Genomic DNA, 22798 nt, shown 5'->3' on the forward strand with positions numbered 1-22798 from the left:
GAGGCCGGAGACCTTCGAGGAGACGCATTGCGTCCGCTTCGAGGGGCTCCGGCCTTCGTGGTACTCGAGGGCCGTTCCACTCGCTTTGCTCTGCGCCTCGCGCCGGGTGTAGCGTTCAACCATTCGAGTGAGGTGATCCGTGGCAACGCAAGATACGACGACGAGCGGCACGACAGCGCTTCGGCGCCTCGTGCCGAGAATTTTCTCCCGCGGGAGCGCTCCGGGCGCAGTCGATCAACTGATTCGCACGGTGCGCGGCAACCATCCCCGCGCCGACCTCACGGTCATCGAGCGCGCCTACGCCGTGGCCGAGCGCGCGCACCGCGGGCAGAAGCGGCGGAGCGGCGAGCCGTACATCACCCACCCGATCGCGGTGGCGCAGATTCTCGCTGATCTCGGCATCGCACCCAATGTGATCGCGGCAGCGCTGCTCCACGACACGGTCGAGGACACGGAGTACACGCTCGACCAGCTCACCGAGGAATTCGGCGACGAGATCGCCATGCTCGTCGACGGCGTCACGAAGCTCGACAAGGTCAAGTACGGCGACTCGGCGCAGGCGGAGACCGTGCGAAAGATGGTCGTGGCGATGTCGAAAGACATCAGGGTGCTCGTCATCAAACTCGCAGACCGTCTGCACAACGCGCGTACCTGGGGCTTCGTCTCGGGCGACTCCGCGAAGCGCAAGGCGCAGGAGACGATCGAGATCTACGCGCCGCTCGCGCATCGACTCGGCATCCAGTCGATGAAGACCGAGCTCGAAGACCTGTCCTTCGCAGTCCTCAAACCCAAGCTGTACGCCGAGATCCAGAACCTCGTCGAGCAGCGGAACCCGCAGCGCGACGAGCTCGTCGGCATGGTGATCGGTTCGATCGAGGGTGACCTTCGCGAGTCCAAGATTCGGGGCGAGGTGACGGGGCGGCCGAAGGAGCTGTACTCGATCTATCAGAAGATGATCGTGCGCGGGCGCGAGTTCGACGACATCTACGACCTCGTCGGGATCCGCGTCCTCGTGAACTCGATCCGAGACTGCTATGCGGTGCTGGGCGCCGTGCACGCACGGTGGACGCCGATTCCCGGTCGCTTCAAGGATTACATCGCGACGCCGAAGTTCAACCTGTACCAATCGCTCCACACGACGGTGATCGGTCCGGACGGCCGTGCAGTGGAGATCCAGATTCGCACGGTCGAAATGCACCAGCGTGCAGAGTACGGCGTCGCCGCGCACTGGAAGTACAAGCAGCGACAGCAGAATCAGAGCCAGTCGTCGAACGACATGGCCTGGCTGGCGCACATCTCCGATTGGCAGGCCGAGACGGAGGATCCGAGCGAGTTCCTCGACGCGCTGCGCTACGAAATCGGCGCGAAAGAGGTCTATGTCTTCACGCCGAAGGGTCGGGTGATCGGTCTCCCCGAAGGCGGAACGACGGTCGATTTCGCCTACGCCGTGCACACCGAAGTGGGACACCGCACCATGGGAGCGCGGGTCAATGGTCGGCTGGTGCCGCTCGAGACCGCTCTGCAGAACGGCGACGTGGTCGAGGTGTTCACCTCGAAGGATCCGAACGCCGGGCCCAATCAGGACTGGCTCAGCTTCGTGCAGAGCAAGCGTGCGCAGAACAAGATCCGGCAGTGGTTCACCAAGGAGCGCCGCGAGGAAGCCGCCGAGACCGGCAAGGTCGAGATCACGAAGGCGCTGCGCAAGCAGGGTCTTCCGCTGCACCGGGTGATGAACTCATCGGCGCTGCAGCAGATCGCTCTGCAGCTGCGCTACCTCGACGTGACAGCGCTCTACGCCGCGGTCGGCGAGGGGCACGTATCTGCGCAGTCGGTCGTGGAGAAGGTGACGGCGCTCGTATTCGACGAGCAGACGTCCACCGAACCGGCGCTCGCGACGCTCCCGATCATCGAGGCGCCGCGCGCTCCGAAAACCACGGACTCGAGCGGCGTCGTGGTCGCCGGCGCATCGGACGTGCTTGCGAAGCTCGCGAAGTGCTGCACCCCGGTTCCGGGCGACGAGATCCTCGGGTACGTGACCAAGGGGCAGGGCGTCTCGGTGCACCGCGTCGATTGCCATAACTTCATCACGCTCCGGGAGCAGGAGGATCGCGTGGTGGGCGTGCAGTGGGCGCCGACGTCGAAGAGCGTGTTCCTCGTGCAGATCCAGGTGGAGGCGCTCGACCGCTCCGGATTGCTCTCGGACCTCACACGGACCCTGTCCGAGCACCACGTCAACATCCTCTCCGCGTCGGTGAACACGTCGAGCTCGCGACTGGCGATCAGCAAGTTCGTCTTCGAGATGGCGAACGCGACGCATCTCGACCACGTGCTGAACGCCGTGCGGCGCATCGACGGCGTCTACGACGTGTACCGCATCACGAACTAGTCCGATCCAGGTGCGCGCGCCGGTGCGCCTCCGCCGATATCGCAGCCGGTGAGGTCGTGCAGTCGCGCGGTGGAGATGCGCCGATATCGCCTGCCGCCCGCGTCGAGGGCTGCTCGCGCGGCAGGGATGCCGCCCGGATGCTGGAGGAGGAGGAGCCGACACGCGACGCGTTCGGCGTGAGTGAGCGGGGTGGGCGAACGCAGGAGATCGCACAGAGTCCGCGTCCGTGTCGTCACGTGCCCGTCGCCGATGCGGAAGAAGTCGTCGGGTGTGAGCGAGTGCTCGTGCACGGCGATGCCGGGCGCGGGGTTCGCGGGCGGACGTCTGCGCCCGATCGTCGAGCATCTCAACGGACTTCCCGGGTGTCGCGCCGTTCCCCAGACCCACGCAGCGACGAGCCCGATCGCGACGTACTTCTCTCCCAGCCAGGGCGCGAGCGCGGTGAGTCGCACCCGCGGAGTCTCCGGCCAGGCGACGGGGCGCAGCCCCGGGCCGCAGGGCACGAGGGAGCCCCGAAGCCGCTCGGCGGAACGAATGGCCTGCGCCCACTCGTATGTGCGCGGCACGGCGAGTCGTGGACGGCGCCCAGCGGGCGCCGTCCACGAGAGGGAGACCGGAGGTTCGTGTGACGAAGCTGCCGCATCGGGCGAACAGTGCTCACACGCGTGAGGGCGCGTCATGCCTCCATCGTTGCGGACCGCTGCTCGATGCGCCCCGGGCGCTGCTCGATCTGTGGATAACTCGCCCGATCCGGTCCGTGAAGACGGGCTGACCGAAGTTCAGTCGCCGATCGCTGCGAGCCACGACTGCTGCATCGCGAGCTTCTCCTCAGCATCCTTCACCTGACGCGCGTCACCCGCTGCTCGTGCAGCCTCGAGCTCCGCCGAGAGCTCAGCGATCGAGGCCTCGAGCTGACCGCGCAGGCCCTCGCTGCGAGCCTTCGTCTCCGGGTTCGTCTTGCTCCAGTGCTCGTCCTCGAGATGTTTGACGTGATCCTCGATCTTGCGGAGACGTCCCTCGATGTCGCGAAGCGCCTCACGCGGCACGCGCCCGAGTTCGTCCCAGCGCAGCTGGATCGCCGTCAGCTGCTTGCGCGCTGCAGCGTGGTCCTGCACATCGAGAATGGGTGCGGCCTCCTCGAGCAGAGCCTGCTTCGCCGTCAGGTTCTCGGCGTACTCCTCATTCGTCTGGGCGGCTTCCGCTGCCTTGGCCTCGTACAGCAGGTCGCCGGCGGCCTTGAATCGCGCCCACAGCTGATCGTCGAGCTTGCGACTCGCGCGACCGGCAGCTTTCCACTCGTCGAGCAGAGCGCGGTAGGCGGGGATTCCCTCGACCCCGCGAGGTGCGAGGGCTTCGGCAGCTGCGATGATGCGCTCTTTGCGCTGCTTGACGTCCTTGTTCGTGGCGTCCATCTGCGCGAAGTGCGCCCGGCGCGCCGAATCGAAGGTCTGACGAGCGGAGCGGAATCGCTTCCAGAGAGCGTCGGCCTGCGACTTCGGAATCTGCGGACCGCTTCGCTGGGCCGTCTGCCAGTCGGTGAAGAGCTGCTCGAACGCCTGGCTCGTATCCTTCCAGCGGATCGAGGCTTCCGGCTGGGCCGCGAGTCGCTCGGCCTCCACCGCGATGGCTTCGCGCTGCGCGAACGCCTCAGCCCGGGCCGCTTCGCGCTCCGCGTTCTGCTTCTCGCTGAGTTCCGCCGTCTTCGATCCGAGCTTCTCCACTCGCTCGCGGAGCGCCGCGATGTTGCCCACAGCTGCGGGCTCGACGAGCTGCTCGCGGAGCTTGGCGACCGTGTCGGCGGCTGAGGCGTCGGCAGTTCCACGTGCGATGCGTGCTTCGAGGAGCGTGACCTGACCGGCGAGATCCGCGAACTTGCGCGTGAAGTACGCGAGCGCCTCTTCCGGGGTGCCGTCGGGGAAGGACCCGACGACGCGCTCCGCATCGCCGTCGCGCACGTAGACGGTGCGGTCCTCGTCGACTCGTCCCCAGGACGTTTCGTTGCTCGCTTCGCTCACGATTGTGCTCACCTGTCGTGTGTGGGGTCGGCGAACCGACCGGACGGAATTGTCACCACCACTATGCCACAGTGCCGGGCTTCGGGCCCGGGGATCCTGGGTCAGTACGATGGAGGTGTGGATTCGAGACCTGCGCCCGCGCACACCGCCCCGCTCGCGGTGCGGATGCGGCCGCAATCGCTCGACGAAGTCGTGGGGCAGCAGCATCTGCTGAAGCCCGGCTCGCCGCTGCGCACGCTCGCCTCGGATGCCGCCGGGGGCGGGGGAGCGGTCTCCGTCATACTCTGGGGTCCGCCGGGAACGGGCAAGACCACGCTCGCTCAGGCGATCGCGCACTCGAGCGGCCGGCGTTTCGTCGAGCTCTCGGCCGTCACCGCCGGGATCAAGGATGTGCGCACGGTGATGGAGCGCGCGCTCAACGACCGGGATCTCTACGACATCGCCACCGTCCTCTTCCTGGACGAGATTCACCGGTTCACGAAGGCTCAGCAGGACGCGCTACTGCCCGGCGTCGAGAACGGCTGGGTGACGCTCGTGGCGGCGACGACCGAGAATCCATCATTCTCAGTGATCAGTCCGCTGCTCTCGCGATCCCTCTTGCTGACGCTCGAGCCGCTCGCCGATCCCGACCTGCGGCGCCTCCTCGAGCGTGCGGTCGAGGATCCACGCGGCCTCGGGGCTCGGGTGGAAGTGACCGATGACGCGTACGAGGCCCTCGTGCAGGTCGCCTCCGGTGACGCGAGGCGCGCTCTCACCGGCCTCGAAGCCGCTGGAGCGTCGGCTACGGCGAGTGCTGAAGACGACGCGACCCCGGTGGTGACGGGGGAGACGGTGGCGATCTCGATCGATCGTGCGCTGCTCAGATACGACAAGAACGGCGACCAGCACTACGACGTGATCAGCGCCTTCATCAAATCCATGCGCGGGTCCGATCCCGATGCGGCGATTCACTACCTGGCCCGCATGATCGAAGCAGGCGAAGATCCCCGCTTCATCGCTCGCAGGCTCATGGTGCACGCGGCCGAAGACGTCGGCATGGCGGATCCCCAGGCGCTCCGCGTCGCGGTCGCCGCTGCCGAGGCCACGCAGCTGATCGGGCTTCCGGAAGCCCGGATCCCGCTCGCGGAGGCGACGATCTACATTGCGACGGCGCCGAAGTCGAACGCGGTGATCACTGCGATCGATGCGGCGATCGCGGACGTGAAGGCGGGACGATTCGGGCTCGTGCCCACGCATCTGCGCGACGCCCACTACCCGGGGGCGAAGCGCATGGGCCACGGGAAGGGCTATCGGTATCCGCACAGCGATCCGCGCGGGGTGTCGCAGCAGCAGTACCTGCCCGACGAGCTGCGCGGCAAGGTGTACTACCAGCCGACGCAGCACGGGAACGAGCGCGAGGTGTCGGATCGTCTCGAGAAGATCCGCCGAATCACACGGGGCGGGGACGAGTGAAGCCTCGAAGCGGGTCGCGACGCGCATCAGGGCCCGGAAGGTGATAAGCTAGCCGCTGGCCAACACCGCCCCCGCTGCTGGCTGCACGCGGGGATCGGATGGCAGTCGCCCTGTAGCCGGGTTTCTGCACTGGTCGTTCCCTCACCGAACAACGGTTCGTTGCGTCGCGTGCATCACTGGTTGATGCGGGCGCAGCCTGGCCGAGAGAACCTGCGCGATCCGAACTGCAGATCGCGCTGTCGCAATTCAGAAACCCGAAAGGATCCACGTGTCGACTACGTCGCGTACCCGTTCCCAGACCCGCCTGTCGCGCTCGCTCGGCATCGCGCTGACCCCGAAGGCAGCTCGCTACCTCGAGAAGCGCCCCTACGGCCCCGGCCAGCACGGTCGCACCAAGCGCAAGAGCGACAGCGACTACGCTGTCCGTCTGCGTGAGAAGCAGCGTCTCCGCGCCCAGTACGGCATCCGCGAGAAGCAGCTCACCATCGCCTTCAAGGAAGCCCGTCGTCAGGACGGACTGACCGGTGAGAACCTGGTCGAGCTGCTCGAGATGCGTCTCGACGCGCTCGTGCTGCGTGCCGGCTTCGCCCGCACCACGGCGCAGGCCCGTCAGATGGTCGTGCACCGTCACATCCTCGTCGACGGCAAGATCGTCGACCGCCCCTCCTTCCGCGTGAAGCCGGGTCAGCTCATCCACGTCAAGGCGCGTTCGGAAGCGATCGAGCCGTTCCAGGTCGCAGCTGCCGGCGGTCACGCCGAGGTGCTCCCGAACGTTCCGAGCTACCTCGAGGTCGAGCTCGACAAGCTCCAGGCTCGCCTGGTGCGTCGCCCGAAGCGCGCTGAGGTCCCCGTGACCTGTGAAGTGCAGCTCGTGGTCGAGTACTACTCGGGTCGCTAAGCACTCGAAAGCGAAACGGGGCGTCGGATTCCATCCGGCGCCCCGTTTGCTGTGTTCGGGGCACGATGTGCGACAGGGGCCACCCGCTAAGCTTGTCGAGTGCTCGAGCATGCGTGGCCGTGCGGCCATGCATCGACGCAGACGGGAGGATCGAAACATGGGCAAGCTATTCTGGCTGGTCACCGGAGTCGTACTGGGGTTCGTCGGTGCGCACTTCGTCAATCAGACGGCCGAGGGGCGCCGATTCTTCGCGCGGGTGAACCGCGGCGTGGATGAACTGGGCCGCGCGTTCGCCTCCGGGTACCGCGACGCCGATGCCGACGATGAGGCCGAGGCGCTGCGCGCAGCATTCCGCGAACGCGCCTGATCCTCGCCCCATCTCACGCACCCACCACATCGATCTCCAGAGAAAGACCACGGATGAAGACTGCCGAAATCCACCGTCGTTGGCTTGACTTCTTCGAGAAGAAGGGGCACACCGTCGTCCCCTCCGCGTCGCTCGTGAGCGACGACCCGAGCCTGATGTTCACGGTGGCGGGAATGGTGCCGTTCGTGCCGTACCTCACCGGCCTCGTGCCTGCGCCGTTCGCTCGTGCGACGAGCGTGCAGAAGTGCATTCGCACCAATGACATCGAAGAGGTCGGCAAGACCCCGCGGCACGGCACGTTCTTCCAGATGTGCGGCAACTTTTCCTTCGGCGATTACTTCAAAGAGGGAGCGATCCGCTTCGCCTGGGAACTGCTGACCACCAGCGAGGCCGACGGCGGGCTCGGGTTCGACCCGAAGGATCTCTGGGTCACCGTCTACGAGGAGGACGAAGAGGCGATCGCGCTGTGGCGCGAGCATTCCACACTGCCCGATGAGCGGATTCAGCGCCTCGGCAAGGACACGAACTACTGGTCGACCGGCCAGCCGGGCCCTGCCGGCCCCTGCTCCGAGATCTTCTTCGACCTCGGGCCCGAATACGGCATCGACGGCGGTCCGGCGACCGATGACGATCGCTACGTCGAGATCTGGAATCTCGTCTTCATGCAGTACCAGGTCGCAGATGTGCAGTCGAAGACCGATTTCACCATCGTGGGCGAGCTGCCCAAGAAGAACATCGACACCGGACTCGGTCTCGAGCGCGTCGCCTTCATCAAGCAGGGCGTGCAGAACATGTACGAGATCGATCAGGTGCGCCCGGTGCTGGATCGCGCGGCCGAGATCGCGGGCAAGACTTACGGCGAGCACCACTCAGACGATGTGCGCCTGCGTGTCATCGCCGATCACGTGCGCAGCGGGCTCATGCTCATCGCAGACGGCGTCACGCCCTCGAACGAGGGGCGCGGCTACATTCTGCGACGACTCCTGCGGCGCGTGACGCTCTCGATGCGACTGCTCGGGGTCGAGGGGCCGAGCTTCTCGGAGCTCTTCCCGGTCTCCCGCGACGCGATGCGAGAGGCGTACCCCGCAGTCGCCGAGGATTTCGACTTCATCGCCCGTGCGGCGTACGCGGAGGAGAAGACCTTCCTGCGAACGCTCGCGTCCGGCATTCAGATCCTCGACTCCGCGGTCGACTCGGCGAAGACGGCCGGCGCAGCGGTGCCGGGCGACACCGCGTTCCTGCTGCACGACACGCACGGCTTCCCGATCGAGCTCACGCTCGAGATCGCGGAAGAGGCCGGAGTGCCGGTCGACGCCGAGGTGTTCACATCGCTGATGCAGGAGCAGCGCGACCGCGCGAAGGCTGATGCGAAGGCGAAGAAGGGCCAGCGAGCCGACCTCTCCATCTACAAGGAGCTGCGCGGTCTGGGCGAGACGCTGTTCACGGGGTACGACGAGCTCGTGCACGAGAGCCGTGTGCTCGGCATCGTGGTGGACGGCGCGCCCGCACGTGAGGCCAATGAGGGCGATATCGCCGAGCTCGTGCTCTCCGAGACGTCGCTGTTCGCGGAGTCCGGTGGTCAGGACGCGGATCAGGGGCACATCGTCGGCGATGGCTTCGAAGCGGAAGTGCTCGACGTGCAGAAACCGGTGGCCGGGCTGATCGTGCACACGGTGCGCGTGGAAGTCGGCACGATCGGACTCGACGCGCGTGCGGAGACCCGAGTCGACGCCGACTACCGACGGGGGGCCACCCAGGCGCACTCCGGCACCCACATCGTGCACGCCGCGCTTCGCGACGTCATCGGACGAGGCGCCCACCAGACGGGCTCTTACAACAAGGCCGGGTACCTGCGCCTCGACTTCTCGCACACCGAAGCACTGTCGAGCGAGACGAAGAGCGAGATCGAGGAGATCTCGAACCTCGCGATCCGATCGGACTACGAGGTGGTGACGCGCGAGATGCCCCTCGACGAGGCGAAGGCGCTCGGCGCCATGGCGCTGTTCGGGGAGAAGTACGGCGACCGCGTGCGCGTCGTCGACATCGGCGGCCCATGGTCGCGAGAGCTCTGCGCGGGAACCCACGTCACCAGCTCCGCGGAGATCGGGATGATCAATCTCATCTCCGAGAGCTCAGTGGGATCCACGAACCGACGCGTCGAGTCGCTCGTCGGGATCGAGGCGTTCCGCAACTTCGCTGCGGAACGCGCGATCGTGCAGCAGCTCACGGGCGGGCTCAAGGTGCCCCGCGGCGAGCTGGTCACGAAGGTGCAGGACCTGGGCGCGCAGTTGCGCGCCGCCGAGAAGAAGATCGCGGCGCTCGAAGCGGAGAAGCTTCGCGAGCGCGTTCCGCAGTTGCTCGCCGACGCCCTGCAGCTCGGCGGGCTGCGCGCGGTGCTGGCATCCGTCGGCTCCGTGGGCTCCGCAGACGACATTCGCGGGCTCGCGTTGACGATCCGAGAGCAGCTCGGAGGGCAGCCGGGCGTCGTCGTGCTGGCGGGCGAGACCGGGGGGAAGCCGGTCGTCATCGCCGCGACCACCCCAGCGGGGCGCGAGGCCGGAGCGAAGGCGGGCGCCCTGGTGCGCACCGCAGCGCAGGTGCTCGGCGGAGGCGGCGGAGGCAAAGACGACCTTGCTCAGGGAGGCGGCACCGACGTCTCGCAGATCGACGCTGCCCTTGCCGAGATCCGGCGCAGCCTGGGCGGCTGAGCGTGCGGGTCGGAGTGCGCATCGGCGTGGACGTGGGCAAGGCTCGTATCGGCGTCGCCCGCAGCGATCCTCACGGGATGCTGGCGACGCCCGTCGAAACCGTGCCGCGCGCGGCCGATGACCTCGCAGATATCGCGCGGATCGCCGAGATCGTGGCGGAGCACGACGCCCTCGAAGCGGTGGTCGGGCTTCCTCTCAACTTGCGCGGAGAGCGCACGCCGTCCACGGATGACGCCGCGCGCTTCGCCGAACGACTCGCCGCGCGATTGAGCGTGCCTGTGCGCCTCGTCGACGAACGGCTGTCGACCGTATCGGCACAGGCGCATCTGCGGGCTGCCGGAAAACGCACGAAACAGAGCCGATCGATCATCGATCAGGCAGCAGCGGTGGTGATCCTGCAGCACGCTCTCGACATCGAACGATCGAGCGGGCACGCACCGGGTCACGCCGCGGAAGTGAAGAGCACGGGGACCGGGGAGGCCACCGAATGAACGCACGCACGCGCGACGACCGGCGACGCACGGGCCGGCGAGTACTCATCTCGCTGCTCGTGACACTGCTCCTCCTCGGAGGCCTGGCAGGCGCAGGAGCGTATCTGTGGTCCCATTACGGTGACGGGATCTCGCAGGCCCTCGGGTGGACCACCAACGATTACGAGGGCGAAGGCTCGGGCGAGGTCGTCGTAGTGATCACGGAGGGCGAGATCGGTGAGGACATCGCCGCTTCGCTGGAAGAAGCCGACGTGGTGAAGACCGCGGACGCCTTCTACAGCCTGCTGCTCGAACAGCCCGAAGAGGTGGCGTTCCTGCCGGGTTCGTACAAGGTGAAGTCGCAGATGAGCGCGCAAGCCGCGCTCGACGCGCTGCAGAACCCCGACAACCGCATGGCCTTCACCGCGATCATCCCGGAGGGCAAGACGGTCGAGCAGACGCTCGAACTGGTGGCTGCGGGCGCGAGCATCCCCATCGAGGAGCTGCAGGCGGCCACGGAGGACGTCGCCGCGTACGGACTCCCCGAGGGAGTGGACAGTCTGGAAGGCTGGCTGTTCCCGGCGACGTACGAGTTCGAGGAGGACACCACCGGAGCTGAGGCCATTGCAGAGCTCGTGAGCACCCAGATCCAGGTGCTGGACGAGATGGGCGTCGCTCCGGAGTCCCGTGAGGCCGTGCTCACCAAGGCGTCCATCGTGCAGCGGGAGGGCGGCCGGATCGAGGACTTCCCGAAGGTCGCACGGGTCATCGAGAACCGCCTCGCGCAAGACATGCTCCTGCAGATGGACTCCACCGCCCAGTACGGGTACGGTCAGCACGCCGACGGCAGTGTCTGGTCCACGGATGAAGCGCTCGCGGATGACAACCCGTGGAACACGTACGTCCACAAGGGACTGCCGAAGGGACCGATTGCGAACCCCGGCCGCGACGCCATCTCGGCGGTGCTGAGCCCGCCGGCGGGAGACTGGATCTACTTCGTCGCGGTCAACCTCGAGACGGGGGAGTCGGTGTTCTCCACGACCCAGGAGGAGCACGAATCGGCGATCGGCCAGCTGAACGAGTGGTGTGCCGCCAACCCCGACCAGGGCTGCTAGGTGGTTGTGCGGCTCGCGGTGCTCGGCTCCCCGGTCGCGCACTCGCGATCCCCGCGGATCCACGCAGCGGCGTACCGTGCGCTGGGCCTCGATTGGCGCTATTCGGCCGTACGGTGCGGCGAGGCGGGTCTTCGGGCATTTCTCGACGGAAGGGGCGATGAGTGGCGCGGTTTCTCCGTCACGATGCCCCTGAAGAGCGAGGCGCACCGACTCGCCAGCACCCTCGACCCGGTGGCGAGGGAGAGCGGCGTCGTGAACACGCTGCGGCGTCTCGAAGACGGCGCGTGGTTCGGCGCGAACACCGACGTGCCCGGCCTGGCTGCAGCGATCGCTCGGAACGGGCTGGACGCCTGGCGGACCGTCGTACTCGGATCGGGTGCCACAGCGGTCTCTGCGATTCTCGCCGTTCGCGAACTCGGCGCGGAGCATGTGACGCTGCTTGCGCGCAACACCACGGCGGGGCGGTCGCTCGTCACGCGATTCGATGGGACTCGAGCCGCAGGCTCGACCGCGCCGATGAGACTCGTGTACGGCGGTTCCGGTGCGGACGACGGCGCCGCGACGTCGGTCGGAACCGGACAGGAGGCCCCCTCGCTGGTGATCTCCACCCTGCCCGGTCCGGCCGCTGCTCAGATCGGGATCCCCGCGTGGCTCGCGCGGATCCCCCTCTTCGACGTCGCGTACGACCCGTGGCCGTCCCCGCTGGCCTCGCGGTGGCGGGCATCGGCCGGTGAAGCGCATCCGGGAACTGAAATGCTCGTCGAACAGGCGCTCCTGCAGGTGCGCATCTTCACGCACGGCGATCCGGCACTTCCGCTCGCTGACGAAGGGTCCGTGCGCGACGCGATGCGCCGCGCCGTCTGACGTACGCGGTCGGGTGTGGGAGGATAGCGGGTATGCTGCGTTGGCTGACCGCCGGAGAATCTCACGGCCCCGAACTGATCGCCGTCCTCGAGGGACTGCCTGCTGGCGTCCCCGTATCGCTCGACGGGATCCGTGAAGATCTCGCGCGCCGCAAGCTCGGCTATGGCAGAGGCTCGCGGATGAAGTTCGAGCAGGACGAGCTGAACCTCTCCGGAGGGGTGGTGCAGGGCGTATCGATCGGCGGCCCCGTCGCCATCCGCATCGGCAACACGGAGTGGCCGAAGTGGACCGAAGTGATGTCCGCGGAGGCCACCGAACTGTCCGAGAAGTCGCGCGGCCGTGGTGCGCCGTTGACGCGCCCCCGCCCGGGCCACGCCGACCTCGCAGGCATGCAGAAGTACGGATTCGATGAGGCGCGCCCGGTGCTCGAGCGCGCGAGCGCCCGTGAGACGGCCGCGCGCGTCGCCCTCGGCGCCGTCGCCCGCGCATTTCTCGCGGAACTCGGCATTCGGCTCGTCAGCCACACGATCTCCATGGGCGACGTCGCAGTTCCCGCCGGATCGGCGCTGCCCCGCCCGGAGGACGTCATCGCTCTCGACGCCGATCCGCTGCGCTGCTTCGATGCCGAGACCAGTGCTCGCATGGTCGCAGAGGTCGACGATACGAAGAAGTCCGGCGACACGCTCGGCGGCATCGTCGAGGTGCTCGCCTACGGTCTGCCACCGGGGCTCGGATCGTACGTCCACTGGGATCGGCGACTCGATTCTCGACTCGCCGGTGCGCTCATGGGCATTCAGGCGATCAAGGGCGTCGAGGTCGGCGACGGCTTCGAGACCACGCGGCGACGCGGTTCGGCGGCGCACGACGAGCTGCACCTCGAGAACGGCCGCATTGCTCGTGGAACCACGCGCGCCGGCGGCATCGAAGGCGGCATGACGACCGGACAGGTGCTCCGCGTGCGCGCAGGCATGAAGCCGATCGCGACGGTGCCGCACGCGTTGCCGACGATCGACGTCTCCACGGAGAGGAATCGAAGGCGCACCACCAGCGCAGCGATGTGTCAGCTGTCCCCGCCGCTGGCGTCGTGGCTGAAGCCATGACGGCGCTGGTGCTGGCCGACGCCGTGACCGAGAAGTTCGGCGGCGACAGCGTCGCCGAGACCCGTCGGAACCTCGAGGCGTATGTTGCGGCGATCCCGGAGCGCCTCTCGACCGTCATCGAGTCGTGAGGAATCGCGCACGATGACCGGGCACCGCAGGGTCGCCCGCGATGTCGGGCCGCCAACGCAGAAGCCGAAGCCGACACCTCCGACGAGTCCGCTCCAGGTGATTCCGCAGTCCGTCGCGGAGCAGGCGAAGGCCGATGCGCAGAACGTCGCGGTACCCGGGCGCTCCGGTCCCGCCAAGCACGGCGCTCCGATTGCGGATGCCGGCGGCGCTACGGCGGGGACCGCTTCCGCGCCGCGTGCACGCGGACGTCGACGGCGACGTCGGCGGCCGGGCACGCGCCTTCCCGATCGGGCCATCGTCTTCGTCGGCCCGATGGCAGCCGGCAAGACCAGCCTCGGCAAACGCGTCGCTCGGGAGCTCGGGGTGCCCTTCGTCGATACGGACGCCGTGATCGTGCGGCGCCACGGGGTGATCACCGAGTTCTTCGCGACCCACGGGGAGGCGGAGTTCCGCCGCATCGAAGCCGAGGTGATCGCCGAGGAGCTCGCGGTCGAGGGCTGCCGTATCGTTGCGCTGGGTGGCGGCGCCGTGCTCACCGAGTCCACGCGTGCACTGCTCGCGAATCACCCGGTGGTGCTGCTCATGACCACGCAGGAGGCGGTGCTCCGCACGGCGAACATCGCCCGGAGGCCGTTGCTTCGCGATGACCCGCAGGCCTGGGGTCGCATCTTGAACGAGCGGCGACCACTGTACGAGGAAGTCGCGGATGTGACGTACCGCACCGATCGCGCCACCCAAGAACAACTCGTCCGCCGTGTCGCCCAGTGGGCGCGGGGCGGCGGACGCCACCAGCGGAGCGCCCGCCGAGGCGAGAAGGAGCAGTCATGAGCGATGCAGCGGAGATCTCGGTCACCGGGGAGACCTCGTACACGGTCACGATCGGCCGAGGCGTGCTCGATCGTGTGCCGGAAGCGCTCGGGGAGCGCGTGGCGAAGGTTCTGATCGTGCACACGCCGACCGTCGGCAAGTTCGCGAATGACCTGCGCGAACTGCTGCAGGAGCGCTACACGCAGGTGCTCCTCGCCGAGGTACCCGATGCGGAATCCGCCAAGCGCGTCGAGGTCGCGGCGTTCTGCTGGCAGATCCTCGGCCAGTCGGACTTCACCCGCACGGACGCGGTGATCGGTCTCGGAGGCGGCGCTGTGACCGATCTCGCTGGATTCGTCGCCGCGACCTGGCTTCGCGGCGTGCGCCTCGTGCAGATCCCCACGACGGTGCTCGGCATGGTTGACGCGTCAGTGGGCGGCAAGACCGGCATCAACACCACCGAGGGGAAGAACCTCGTCGGGAGCTTCTACGCCCCCGCTGCCGTCATCTGCGACCTCGACCTGCTCGAGACGCTGCCGCGCAACGAGATTCTCGCCGGCTTCGCCGAGATCGCCAAGTGCGGCTTCATCGCGGAGCCGGAGATTCTCGACATTCTCGAGCGCGACGTCGACCGCGCCACCGATCCGACGACGCCGGAGTTCCAGCGCCTCGTCGAGCTCTCCGTCGGCGTGAAGGCTCGGGTCGTCTCCGAGGATTTCCGTGAGGGCGGTCTGCGGGAGATCCTGAACTACGGACACACCCTGGGGCACGCGATCGAGCATGCGGAGCGCTACCAGTGGCGGCACGGCGTCGCGATCTCGATCGGGATGATGTACGCGGCCGAACTCGGACGCCTCGCCGGCGCGCTGTCGGATGCGGCGGTGGATCGGCACCGGAGCATCCTCACCTCCCTGACCCTGCCGCTCTCGTATCCGGCTGGCCGCTGGCCGGGGCTCCTCGCAGCGATGCAGCGCGACAAGAAGGCTCGTGCTGGCATGCTGCGTTTCATCGTGCTCGACGAGATCGGCAAGCCGCGCGTGCTGGCGGGAGTCGACGACTCGATGCTGCAGTTCGCGTATCAGGAGATCGCGAACTAGCACCGTCGTGCTGACATCGCCGGGTGGTGTCGCACGGACCGATCCGGCACGCCGTGCGCGCCTGCTGCCCGCTTGGCATCGTCTGCGCGAGAATTCGGCTCAGGCGATCCGGAAGCCCTGGCCTTCCAGAATCAACGCCAGCACGCGTCGATCCTCACGATGCATGACGCCCTCGACGAATCTCGTGAACGCACGATCGAGGGTGATCTCGCCCGCGCTTCCCGCCACCTTCCGCAGAATGGCGACAAGCGTGCGTGGGGCGATGACGGATTCCTCCAGCCCCGGGCGCCCGTCGATCTCACGCTCCGTGCTCACGTACTCTCCGAAGCCGGAACCATGCTCACCGGCGAAGACCTGCTGGCTGATGAACGCCGCCCGTGCGGCCCGGATCACCTCCTCCGGCGGGACGTGGTCCGGAAGTCCGCCGTGATGATCGGCCACGGCGGCGACCGCGAGCAGGCCGTTCTCCGCCGGGAACGCGGCATAGTCGCACCCGGTATCGGGGTAGTGCACACGGTAGGCGTTCGCCCCGAAGCGGTTCACCAGCTCCGCGCTCAGGCGATCGAGCCCACGGTAGCGGTGCGGCGTCTGCTCGTTCGCCGTGGCGAGCACGGCGAAACCGGATGCGATGGTCACCGGACGCCCCGCGTCTTCCTGCACGTGCAGCACGTCTCCCGGGCGCAACTGCAGAATGCGATTCAAGCGCTTGAGGAACTCGGGCGGCATCGCGTTCACCTCATCGAGGATCACCGGCCGGCCCTCTCGCATGGCGCGAAGCAACGGGCCAGGTGTGAAGACGCTGACGGTCGCGCCGGCTTCGGTGCGGAGCTCGTGCGTGCCGATCACTTGCGCACTCGTGATGTCGCCGTATCCCGAGATGAGCTCCGGCTCGCGACCGAGGCCGACCCGGGACAGGTGCTCCGCGAGCGCCGTCTTCGCTCCGCCGGTCTCGCCGACGAGCAAGACCGGCTCGCCCTGCCGGAGCGCTGGCACGGCTTCGCTGATGATGCCGCGCATCTGCTGGGTCTGCAGGAGACCCTCGCGGAGTTGTCGGCGCGCTTCCCGGATACGCACGCTGCCGAGCGCCTCGAGCACGGCATCCCTGCGCTCGACGCTGTCGATGCTCTGCTGCCAGTCGGCATCGGGACGACGCGCGCGCAGCTCGCGCACGCGATCCGATTCGGCCGAGGTCAAGGGTCGAGCGGCGCGCACAGCGCGAGCGATGATGGCGTCTGCGGCTGCGCGGCTGCGCTCCGCCTTCGCCTCTGCGCGACGGGCCAGCGCCGCAATGCGCAGCGAGGCAGCCCGTTCGTCGAGCGCGGACGCGAACAGGCTCTGGTTGGCCGGATCCTGCTCGAGGGCGGTCAAGCGCTGTTCGACGCTCGCCAAGTCTTCCGCATGCGATGCGGAGGCGTCGTCGTCAGCCGCTCTCGCCCGACGGATTCGCCGCAGTTCCGTTCGCAATGCGACGGCTTCGCCGAGTGCGGGGTCTGAATCGACGGAGAGCATGGCGTCACGCTATCACGCGGCACGCAGGCGACTGAGGGCGCGGATAGGGTGTGAGCATGGCCGTGAACGAGCACCTGATGGGCACGGGGCTGCGTGCCCGACTCGAAGGGGTCGGCGCGGTGATCGGGATCCCGGTGCATGTCACGGATGATGAGGTCTGGGAACTCACGGACCGGGAACTCCGGGTCGGTCTCGGCTGGTACGGCGTGCGCGGGCATTCGGAGTCCGAGGCGGTGGCGCTCGCCTTTCTGCATCTCTGGGAGGGGCCTCGGAACAATCGCGTCGAACCCGCCCGCGCTCGTCGACGCGCGTCATTCACTCGCGTTCGGCCCGACGCAACGCCCCTGTTCGATGCGGTGTACCGTGTGCAGGCGATGAGTGAACTGCTCACCGCAATGCCTGGTCTGCGCGCGCCACTGCTCGCGGCGACGCATCGGAGCGTGCCGTCGGACGTCACGACGTGGCCGCGCCACCTGCAGTGGATCGCCGTCGTCCTGCGCGCTGGAGTCGCAGGCGCCGCCGACGCTCATACGGTGTTGGCGGGCACGCACATCGACGTACGGCGGGCCTGGAGCGAGTTGCTGCCAATCGACGCGCACCGAGATGCGAGCGGGCGGGCTGAGCACGAGATGCTGGATCAACTCCGGACGTTCCGGCGCGTGATGGCGCCCGACTCGAAGCGGAGCGCGGTGCTCAGGTTTGAGCGCGCAGTCGCCTGGTTGCTCGGCGCCTACGAGCAACTCGCGGCACGAGACGCCGCTGAACGCGGACTCGACGCCCACAGCGGAGCGGGCGGCGCCGACGACGAACCGGCACCCGAGACGGCGCTGTCGTCGAGGGGGCAGCACGCGGGAGATGGTGACGCAGATGCAGAAGGAGATGAGCGGGATGGTGACGAGCCCGACCAGGATCCCGACGCATCTGACGGGGACGGCGAGGCAGGCGAGACGGAGGAGGAGCGAGCTCGCGCCGGCGATGGTCGCGAGACAGCCGAGGGCGCCGACCTCTTCGCGTCCCAGCAGGCAGCCTTCGTGGAACGGATGCTGTCGACGCCGATGCCCGGCGGCGGGCGCACTGATGATCGCGGGCTGATGCCCGAGGCGCCGCCACCCGCGAACGATTCCGCGCAGCCTGCAGAGCCGCTGCATGGAGCGAGCGGAGGATCGGCGGGCGGGTTCGCCGAGACCGAACTCGCCGACTACCGCGGGCGAGCGGCCTCACTCGCGGACGCGATCGAGCGGATGCGCGCCGTGTGGGCGCAGGTGATCGCCGAGCGTGTGACCTCGCGTCGCGTGCCGGATGCCCGGCCTCGCCCGGAGGGCGATGACCTCGCTGCGGACTCGCTGGCCGCAGCAGTCGCCGAGTCTCGCGCTGGCCAGCCACGGCCGCGCGCCTTCCGTGACCGGGCGATGCGCGCGCGCCGCACGCGCCGCGCGGGAAGCACCGATTACGTGCTGCTCGTCGACCGCTCCGCTTCGATGCAGGGTGCCGTGGCAGAAGCAGCGGCCGACACGATGCTGATCATGACGGAGGCCCTCGCTGGGGTGGCACGTGACATCGAGGCCGCTGAACGCGGTGGGGGAGCTGCGCTCGATCTCGACATTCGCACCGCGCTCGTCGTCTTCGACTCAGCCGTCGATGTGGTCAAACCGCTGTCGAGCGGGCTCGACGATTCGGTGCGCCGCGCGGTGCACGGCGCGATTCGCGTTCCGCGCGGGTCCACGAACGACGGTGCAGCCCTGCGCGCAGCCGCGGACCAGCTCGGCCTGGGCGAATCAGAGCACTCGGACGGGGGCGCAGCCGACGGCAGGGAGCGCCGACGCATCGTGATCCTCGTGAGCGACGGAGGATCGAACGATCCGACCGCGGCTGAGCACGCGTTGCGTCGCCTGCGGTCGGCGGGTGTCGAGGTGCACGGCATCGGGATCGGGCCGGGCGACCTCGAGTCGCGCTACGCCCCGAACGGACGTACCGTGCTCGACGTGCGCACGCTGCCCGAGGTGCTGCAGAGCCTCGTGCTCGACGAAGTGGAGCGCAGGACCCGCTAGCGTGAAGGTGCGGCTCCCGCGCACCCTTCTGAATCGCCGGGCGTCAGACCGGGGGATCGGTGCCGAGAAATGCGGGAGCGCAGTGAATGGAGATGGACGTGAAGCCTTTCGATCGGCACGGAACGAACGATCGCGTCGAGCTCATTCGCGCGCTGTTTCCCGACTTGGCGAGCGAACTCGACGCAGCCGCGACCCGCCACGCAGCGCCGAGCGCCGCGGCGTCGCTCGACGCGCGCCTCGACGCTGCAGCGGCGAGGCTCATGCCGCACGCGGGATTCGCGGACGTCGCGGAGACGGAGGGAGCGCGTCGCGCTGAGCAGCATTTCGCATCAGCCCGAATCGCCTGCGGGTGGCTCGACATCGAGATGCCGGAGATCGAGGCGTTCGTCGATGCCGGGACCGATATTGGACGACTGGGGAGCGCGCTGGCGGCCGATCGCTCGCTCACTGCGGTGCCGACGCCATTCGGATGCGGAGCTGCCGTCTGGAAGACCGCGTTCCAACGCGCGGCCGAGGCGCTCGCTGACGCACCGCACGACGGAAACGCACCGCTCGCCATCGGCTCGACCGGGGACTCGCCGCTGCTGCTCGCGACAGAGGCCGAACGGGAGTTCGACGCACTCGACACCCCGCCGCCTGGCATCCCTGCGGCACGTGCGCAGGGGCGGGCGTGGACGTTGCGGTTGGTGCCCTCGGGTGCGCGGCCGCCGGTGCTCGGGCTCGGGTTCTCGCACGGCCCGCATGTGACGCTGCCCGAGGTGCTCATGCTCCAACTGATGCTGGTCGCGAGCGGATCTCCCCTCTTCGACGCGGCGAGCTTCACCTGGTTGGAGGGATCGCTCGCCGGCGGGCGTCTCGCGGCCCGCCACGTGTACGACGAGAGCGAACGGGCGATCCGGATCACCTGCCGGGAGGTCGGGAACCAGGGGCCGCATCTCGGTGCGCGCGCTCCGTTGGCGTGAGCGCCGCTACTCCCAGACGCTGATGGCGTCGACGCGAGTGGACGGAAGTCGCGTGGATCGCCCCCAGGCGAGCACGTCATCGGGGACGATGAGCTTGCTCGGGTCGGCCCCGCTCTTCTCGATGATCTCGGCGACGGGCACGACGCCGCCCGATCGGCGAAGGATCCGGGCACGCACGACGGCCCGAGCATGAATGTCGGGCCGGCGCTGCGTATCGGGACGGACGAAGCGCTGCTCCATGTACACCGCCTGGTCATCGAAGCCGAGAATGCGCGACTCGATCCAGAACCGCTGCCACGGGTTCAGCGACTTGCGGTACGAGATCGTCTGCCCGACGACCACCGGGTACCAGCGTTCGCGCGCGAACAGCTGCCAGACCCCGTTGCGCTGGATCAGATCGAAGCGTGCGACGTCCATGATCGAGAGGTACTTGCCGTTGTTCATATGGCGGAGGATGTCGAGGTCGGTGGGCCAGACGCGGAAACGCGAACGCGAGACGCCCTCGAAGCCGAGCTTCGGGCCGCGCCGACCCACGAACCACTGGTGCCAGAGCGTGCGGAAGAACATGTGCATGGGGGAGAGCTTAGAGGGATCGTCAAGCTTGAAACCTCGCCATTGTGCAAAGCATGCAAAAAGCGCGGCATGTATGCTGGTTCGGCGCGTATTCAGGCGCTCGAACTTTATAGAATCCGGAGAATCACTGCATGGCCAGTACGAACGACATCAAGAACGGCACCGTCATCAAAGAGAACGGCCAGCTCTGGAGCGTGGTCGAGTTCCAGCACGTGAAGCCGGGCAAGGGCGGCGCGTTCGTTCGCACGAAGCAGAAGAACGTCGTCTCGGGCAAGATCATCGACAAGACCTACAACGCTGGCGCGAAGATCGAGACTGCGAACGTCGACCGTCGTGATTACCAGTACCTGTACCAGGATGGCGCAGACTACGTCTTCATGGACCAGTCCGACTACGATCAGCTCACCGTTTCCGGTGCCGTCGTCGGCGACGCCGCGAAGTTCATGCTCGAGAACCTCCAGGTGCAGATCGCGCTGCACGAGGGCGACCCGCTGTACCTCGAGCTCCCGTCGTCGGTGGTGCTCGAAGTGACGTACACCGAGCCGGGTCTGCAGGGCGATCGCTCGACCGGCGGAACGAAGCCCGCTACCGTCGAGACCGGTGCAGAGATCCAGGTCCCGCTGTTCCTCGAGACCGGCACGAAGGTCAAGGTCGACACCCGCACGGGTGACTACCTCGGCCGTGTCAACGACTAGTCCTCGGTGTCTGCACGTACTAAGGCGCGCAAGCGCGCCCTCGACATGTTGTACCAGGCCGACCTGCGTGACGAGTCGATCGCGGTGATCGTGAACGCCGAGGCGCAGCGCGCGTCGAGCGAACCCGATCGCGCCGCATCCTGGCTCTACGCGCGTGAGATCGTCGACGGGGTCACCGATCATCGTGATCGCATCGATGAGCTCATCATGAGTTACGCCCAGGGATGGACGCTCGAGCGCATGCCGCACGTCGACCGTGCGCTGCTGCGGCTCGCATCCTGGGAGATCCTCTTCAACGAGGAGGTGCCGGCGGCGGTCGCCATCGACGAGGCGGTGGAACTCGCCAAGGAGTACTCGACCGACGATTCGGGTCGCTTCGTCAACGGCGTGCTCGGCAAGATCGCGGATCACGCCGACGCCTGACGCCCGACGCCGCGCTGCGCAAGATTTCCGCGTTCCGCAAGCTATCGTTCAACGCAGCGAGCTTGCAGAACGCGGATTCCTCGCGTCCGGAGGGTCGCGCGCCCGCTGTCAGTGCGCCGCGGCGCGGTGAAGGCCCTGCGCAATCGCCTCCACGAGCAGGTGCTGGACTGCGGGCCAGTCATCGATTACCTGGAAGTACCCCACTCGGATGACCGTGTATCCGAGCAATCGGAGCTGGGCGTCGTGCTCGTTGTCGCGGGTCCGCTGCGGTCCGACGTGAGTGCCGCCGTCGATCTGCAGTACGAGGCGATCCCCGAACAGGAAATCGACGCGATGTCCCGCGATCCAGGCTTGCGAGACACACCGGACGCGAAGCCACTGGGTGCGCAGCCGCACATAGGTTTCGAGCCCTGAATCAGCGAACGGGTCGAGGGCGGCGAGCACCGCGCGCGCCGACCCCCGCAGGGGGAGACGCGCCATTCGCTGCCTCGTGATGATCCCGCGGTTGGCGGCCGAGTCCCAGACAGCCACCGCGTCTTCGAACGGCAGGCAATGCGCCACGAGGTCGAGCGCGTTCTCGATGGGATCTTCGAGCGAGTGCGGTTCGCGTTGCAGCAGGGGCGCCCGCCAATGGAGGACAGTGCTCCCGGCATCGGTTCTCCCGGGTACGCGCACGGCCGCATGCGACCGATCGTGGTGAGGCACCCACAGGCCTCGCCGTTTCGCCTGGGATACGCAACTGATGATGACGCCATGAGTCGCGGCGTAGACGAGTGCCGGATCGGCATCTCGGCGCGCAAGCCGACCCTTCTTCGGCCGAGTGAGCAGCCCTGCACCGACAGCTCGGTCCAGCTGATGCCGCGACCAGCCGGCGTTGAGCAGCAGCGACGAGCGTGTTACGCCGCCCGCGGGAAGTCGCGGAGTGTCTGAACGAGGCATCTGCACAGTTTGTGCGTTCGCGCGCGCCGAGCGACGGTGGGCCCCGAACTCTGGGGATAAGCTCTCGCGTCCGGGGCATTCAGGCATGTGGGGGCGACGAACCGTGGGAACGGTTCGCGCTGCTATCCGCGTGTGGCAAGCAGGTGACCACCCACCCGTCCTTGCGGAACGCTGATGGCGGGTGCACTGCACAACGCCGAGGGTCGGCTGATGCAGCAGAGACGAAGCACCGCCTCGCATG

The 22798-nt window shown here is 67.8% G+C and carries 19 protein-coding genes and 1 pseudogene; 15 read left to right on the top strand and 5 right to left on the bottom strand.

Features of this window, described 5'->3' with window-relative positions; genetic code table 11:
* Nucleotides 1–139 precede the first annotated feature (139 nt).
* Nucleotides 140–2386, top strand: coding sequence for a RelA/SpoT family protein (locus tag JSQ98_RS02565; RefSeq protein WP_090148569.1), 2247 nt, complete (start codon nt 140–142; stop codon nt 2384–2386).
* Here JSQ98_RS02565 and JSQ98_RS02570 read toward each other — a convergent pair.
* Entirely contained in the window at nt 2383–2952 is a 570-nt protein-coding gene (locus tag JSQ98_RS02570) for a hypothetical protein (protein ID WP_211648226.1), read from the bottom strand. The genes JSQ98_RS02565 and JSQ98_RS02570 overlap by 4 nt on opposite strands.
* Before the next feature lie 213 nt (nt 2953–3165).
* The gene (locus JSQ98_RS02575; protein WP_430413589.1) at nt 3166–4413 is read right to left on the bottom strand and encodes a DUF349 domain-containing protein; all 1248 of its coding nucleotides are present in this window, start codon (nt 4411–4413) and stop codon (nt 3166–3168) included.
* 153 nt (nt 4414–4566) lie between these two features.
* On the opposite strand from JSQ98_RS02575, the gene JSQ98_RS02580 reads away from it, so the two are divergent.
* The 10 genes and pseudogenes from JSQ98_RS02580 (at nt 4567) to aroB (ending at nt 15408) form a co-directional block, all read left to right on the top strand.
* Nucleotides 4567–5853, top strand: a complete 1287-nt coding sequence (locus tag JSQ98_RS02580) for a replication-associated recombination protein A (RefSeq protein WP_090149733.1) — start codon at nt 4567–4569, stop codon at nt 5851–5853.
* Nucleotides 5854–6121: 268 nt separating this feature from the next.
* A complete protein-coding gene (rpsD, locus tag JSQ98_RS02585) occupies nt 6122–6751 on the top strand; it encodes a 30S ribosomal protein S4 (RefSeq protein WP_090148577.1) in 630 nt (209 codons plus the stop codon).
* Nucleotides 6752–6908: 157 nt separating this feature from the next.
* Complete coding sequence (locus tag JSQ98_RS02590) at nt 6909–7118, top strand: hypothetical protein (protein WP_211648228.1); 210 nt, start codon at nt 6909–6911, stop codon at nt 7116–7118.
* 53 nt (nt 7119–7171) lie between these two features.
* The gene (gene alaS, locus JSQ98_RS02595; protein ID WP_211648230.1) at nt 7172–9826 is read left to right on the top strand and encodes an alanine--tRNA ligase; all 2655 of its coding nucleotides are present in this window, start codon (nt 7172–7174) and stop codon (nt 9824–9826) included.
* A gap of 2 nt (nt 9827–9828) precedes the next feature.
* Nucleotides 9829–10317 (top strand): Holliday junction resolvase RuvX, encoded by a 489-nt coding sequence (gene ruvX, locus JSQ98_RS02600; RefSeq protein ID WP_211648232.1) that lies wholly within the window; start codon nt 9829–9831, stop codon nt 10315–10317.
* Nucleotides 10314–11411, top strand: a complete 1098-nt coding sequence (mltG, locus tag JSQ98_RS02605; protein WP_090148585.1) for an endolytic transglycosylase MltG — start codon at nt 10314–10316, stop codon at nt 11409–11411. The genes ruvX and mltG overlap by 4 nt, the downstream gene beginning before the upstream one ends.
* Nucleotides 11412–12275, top strand: coding sequence for a shikimate dehydrogenase family protein (locus tag JSQ98_RS15335; protein ID WP_211648233.1), 864 nt, complete (start codon nt 11412–11414; stop codon nt 12273–12275).
* 32 nt (nt 12276–12307) lie between these two features.
* A pseudogene (gene aroC, locus JSQ98_RS02615) lies at nt 12308–13503 on the top strand (chorismate synthase).
* 13 nt (nt 13504–13516) lie between these two features.
* A complete protein-coding gene (locus tag JSQ98_RS02620) occupies nt 13517–14332 on the top strand; it encodes a shikimate kinase (protein WP_211648234.1) in 816 nt (271 codons plus the stop codon).
* Nucleotides 14329–15408 carry a 3-dehydroquinate synthase gene (gene aroB, locus JSQ98_RS02625; RefSeq protein WP_090148596.1) on the top strand — a complete coding sequence of 360 codons (1080 nt, stop codon included), beginning with the start codon at nt 14329–14331 and terminating at the stop codon, nt 15406–15408. Before JSQ98_RS02620 ends, aroB begins: the two co-directional genes overlap by 4 nt.
* Before the next feature lie 99 nt (nt 15409–15507).
* Here the strand turns inward: aroB and JSQ98_RS02630 are convergent, their stop codons facing one another.
* Nucleotides 15508–16917 (bottom strand): AAA family ATPase, encoded by a 1410-nt coding sequence (locus JSQ98_RS02630; protein WP_211648235.1) that lies wholly within the window; start codon nt 16915–16917, stop codon nt 15508–15510.
* Nucleotides 16918–16973: 56 nt separating this feature from the next.
* Between JSQ98_RS02630 and JSQ98_RS02635 the strand changes: the two genes are divergently transcribed.
* Entirely contained in the window at nt 16974–18965 is a 1992-nt protein-coding gene (locus tag JSQ98_RS02635; protein ID WP_211648236.1) for a VWA domain-containing protein, read from the top strand.
* Nucleotides 18966–19063: 98 nt separating this feature from the next.
* Entirely contained in the window at nt 19064–19927 is an 864-nt protein-coding gene (locus JSQ98_RS02640) for a hypothetical protein (RefSeq protein WP_346728706.1), read from the top strand.
* 6 nt (nt 19928–19933) lie between these two features.
* Here the strand turns inward: JSQ98_RS02640 and JSQ98_RS02645 are convergent, their stop codons facing one another.
* On the bottom strand, nt 19934–20500 hold the full coding sequence (locus JSQ98_RS02645) for a thioesterase family protein (RefSeq protein WP_211648238.1): 567 nt from the start codon (nt 20498–20500) through the stop codon (nt 19934–19936).
* A 131-nt stretch (nt 20501–20631) separates the two neighbouring features.
* Between JSQ98_RS02645 and efp the strand changes: the two genes are divergently transcribed.
* Nucleotides 20632–21195: an elongation factor P gene (gene efp / locus JSQ98_RS02650; RefSeq protein WP_090148613.1), complete on the top strand. Its 564-nt coding sequence runs from the start codon at nt 20632–20634 to the stop codon at nt 21193–21195.
* 6 nt (nt 21196–21201) lie between these two features.
* Complete coding sequence (gene nusB, locus JSQ98_RS02655; protein WP_090148616.1) at nt 21202–21618, top strand: transcription antitermination factor NusB; 417 nt, start codon at nt 21202–21204, stop codon at nt 21616–21618.
* A 108-nt stretch (nt 21619–21726) separates the two neighbouring features.
* Here the strand turns inward: nusB and JSQ98_RS02660 are convergent, their stop codons facing one another.
* Nucleotides 21727–22557: an endonuclease domain-containing protein gene (locus JSQ98_RS02660; RefSeq protein ID WP_211648240.1), complete on the bottom strand. Its 831-nt coding sequence runs from the start codon at nt 22555–22557 to the stop codon at nt 21727–21729.
* Nucleotides 22558–22798 lie beyond the last annotated feature (241 nt).

Source organism: Leucobacter manosquensis, from assembly GCF_018304845.1.
GTDB lineage: Bacteria > Actinomycetota > Actinomycetes > Actinomycetales > Microbacteriaceae > Leucobacter > Leucobacter alluvii.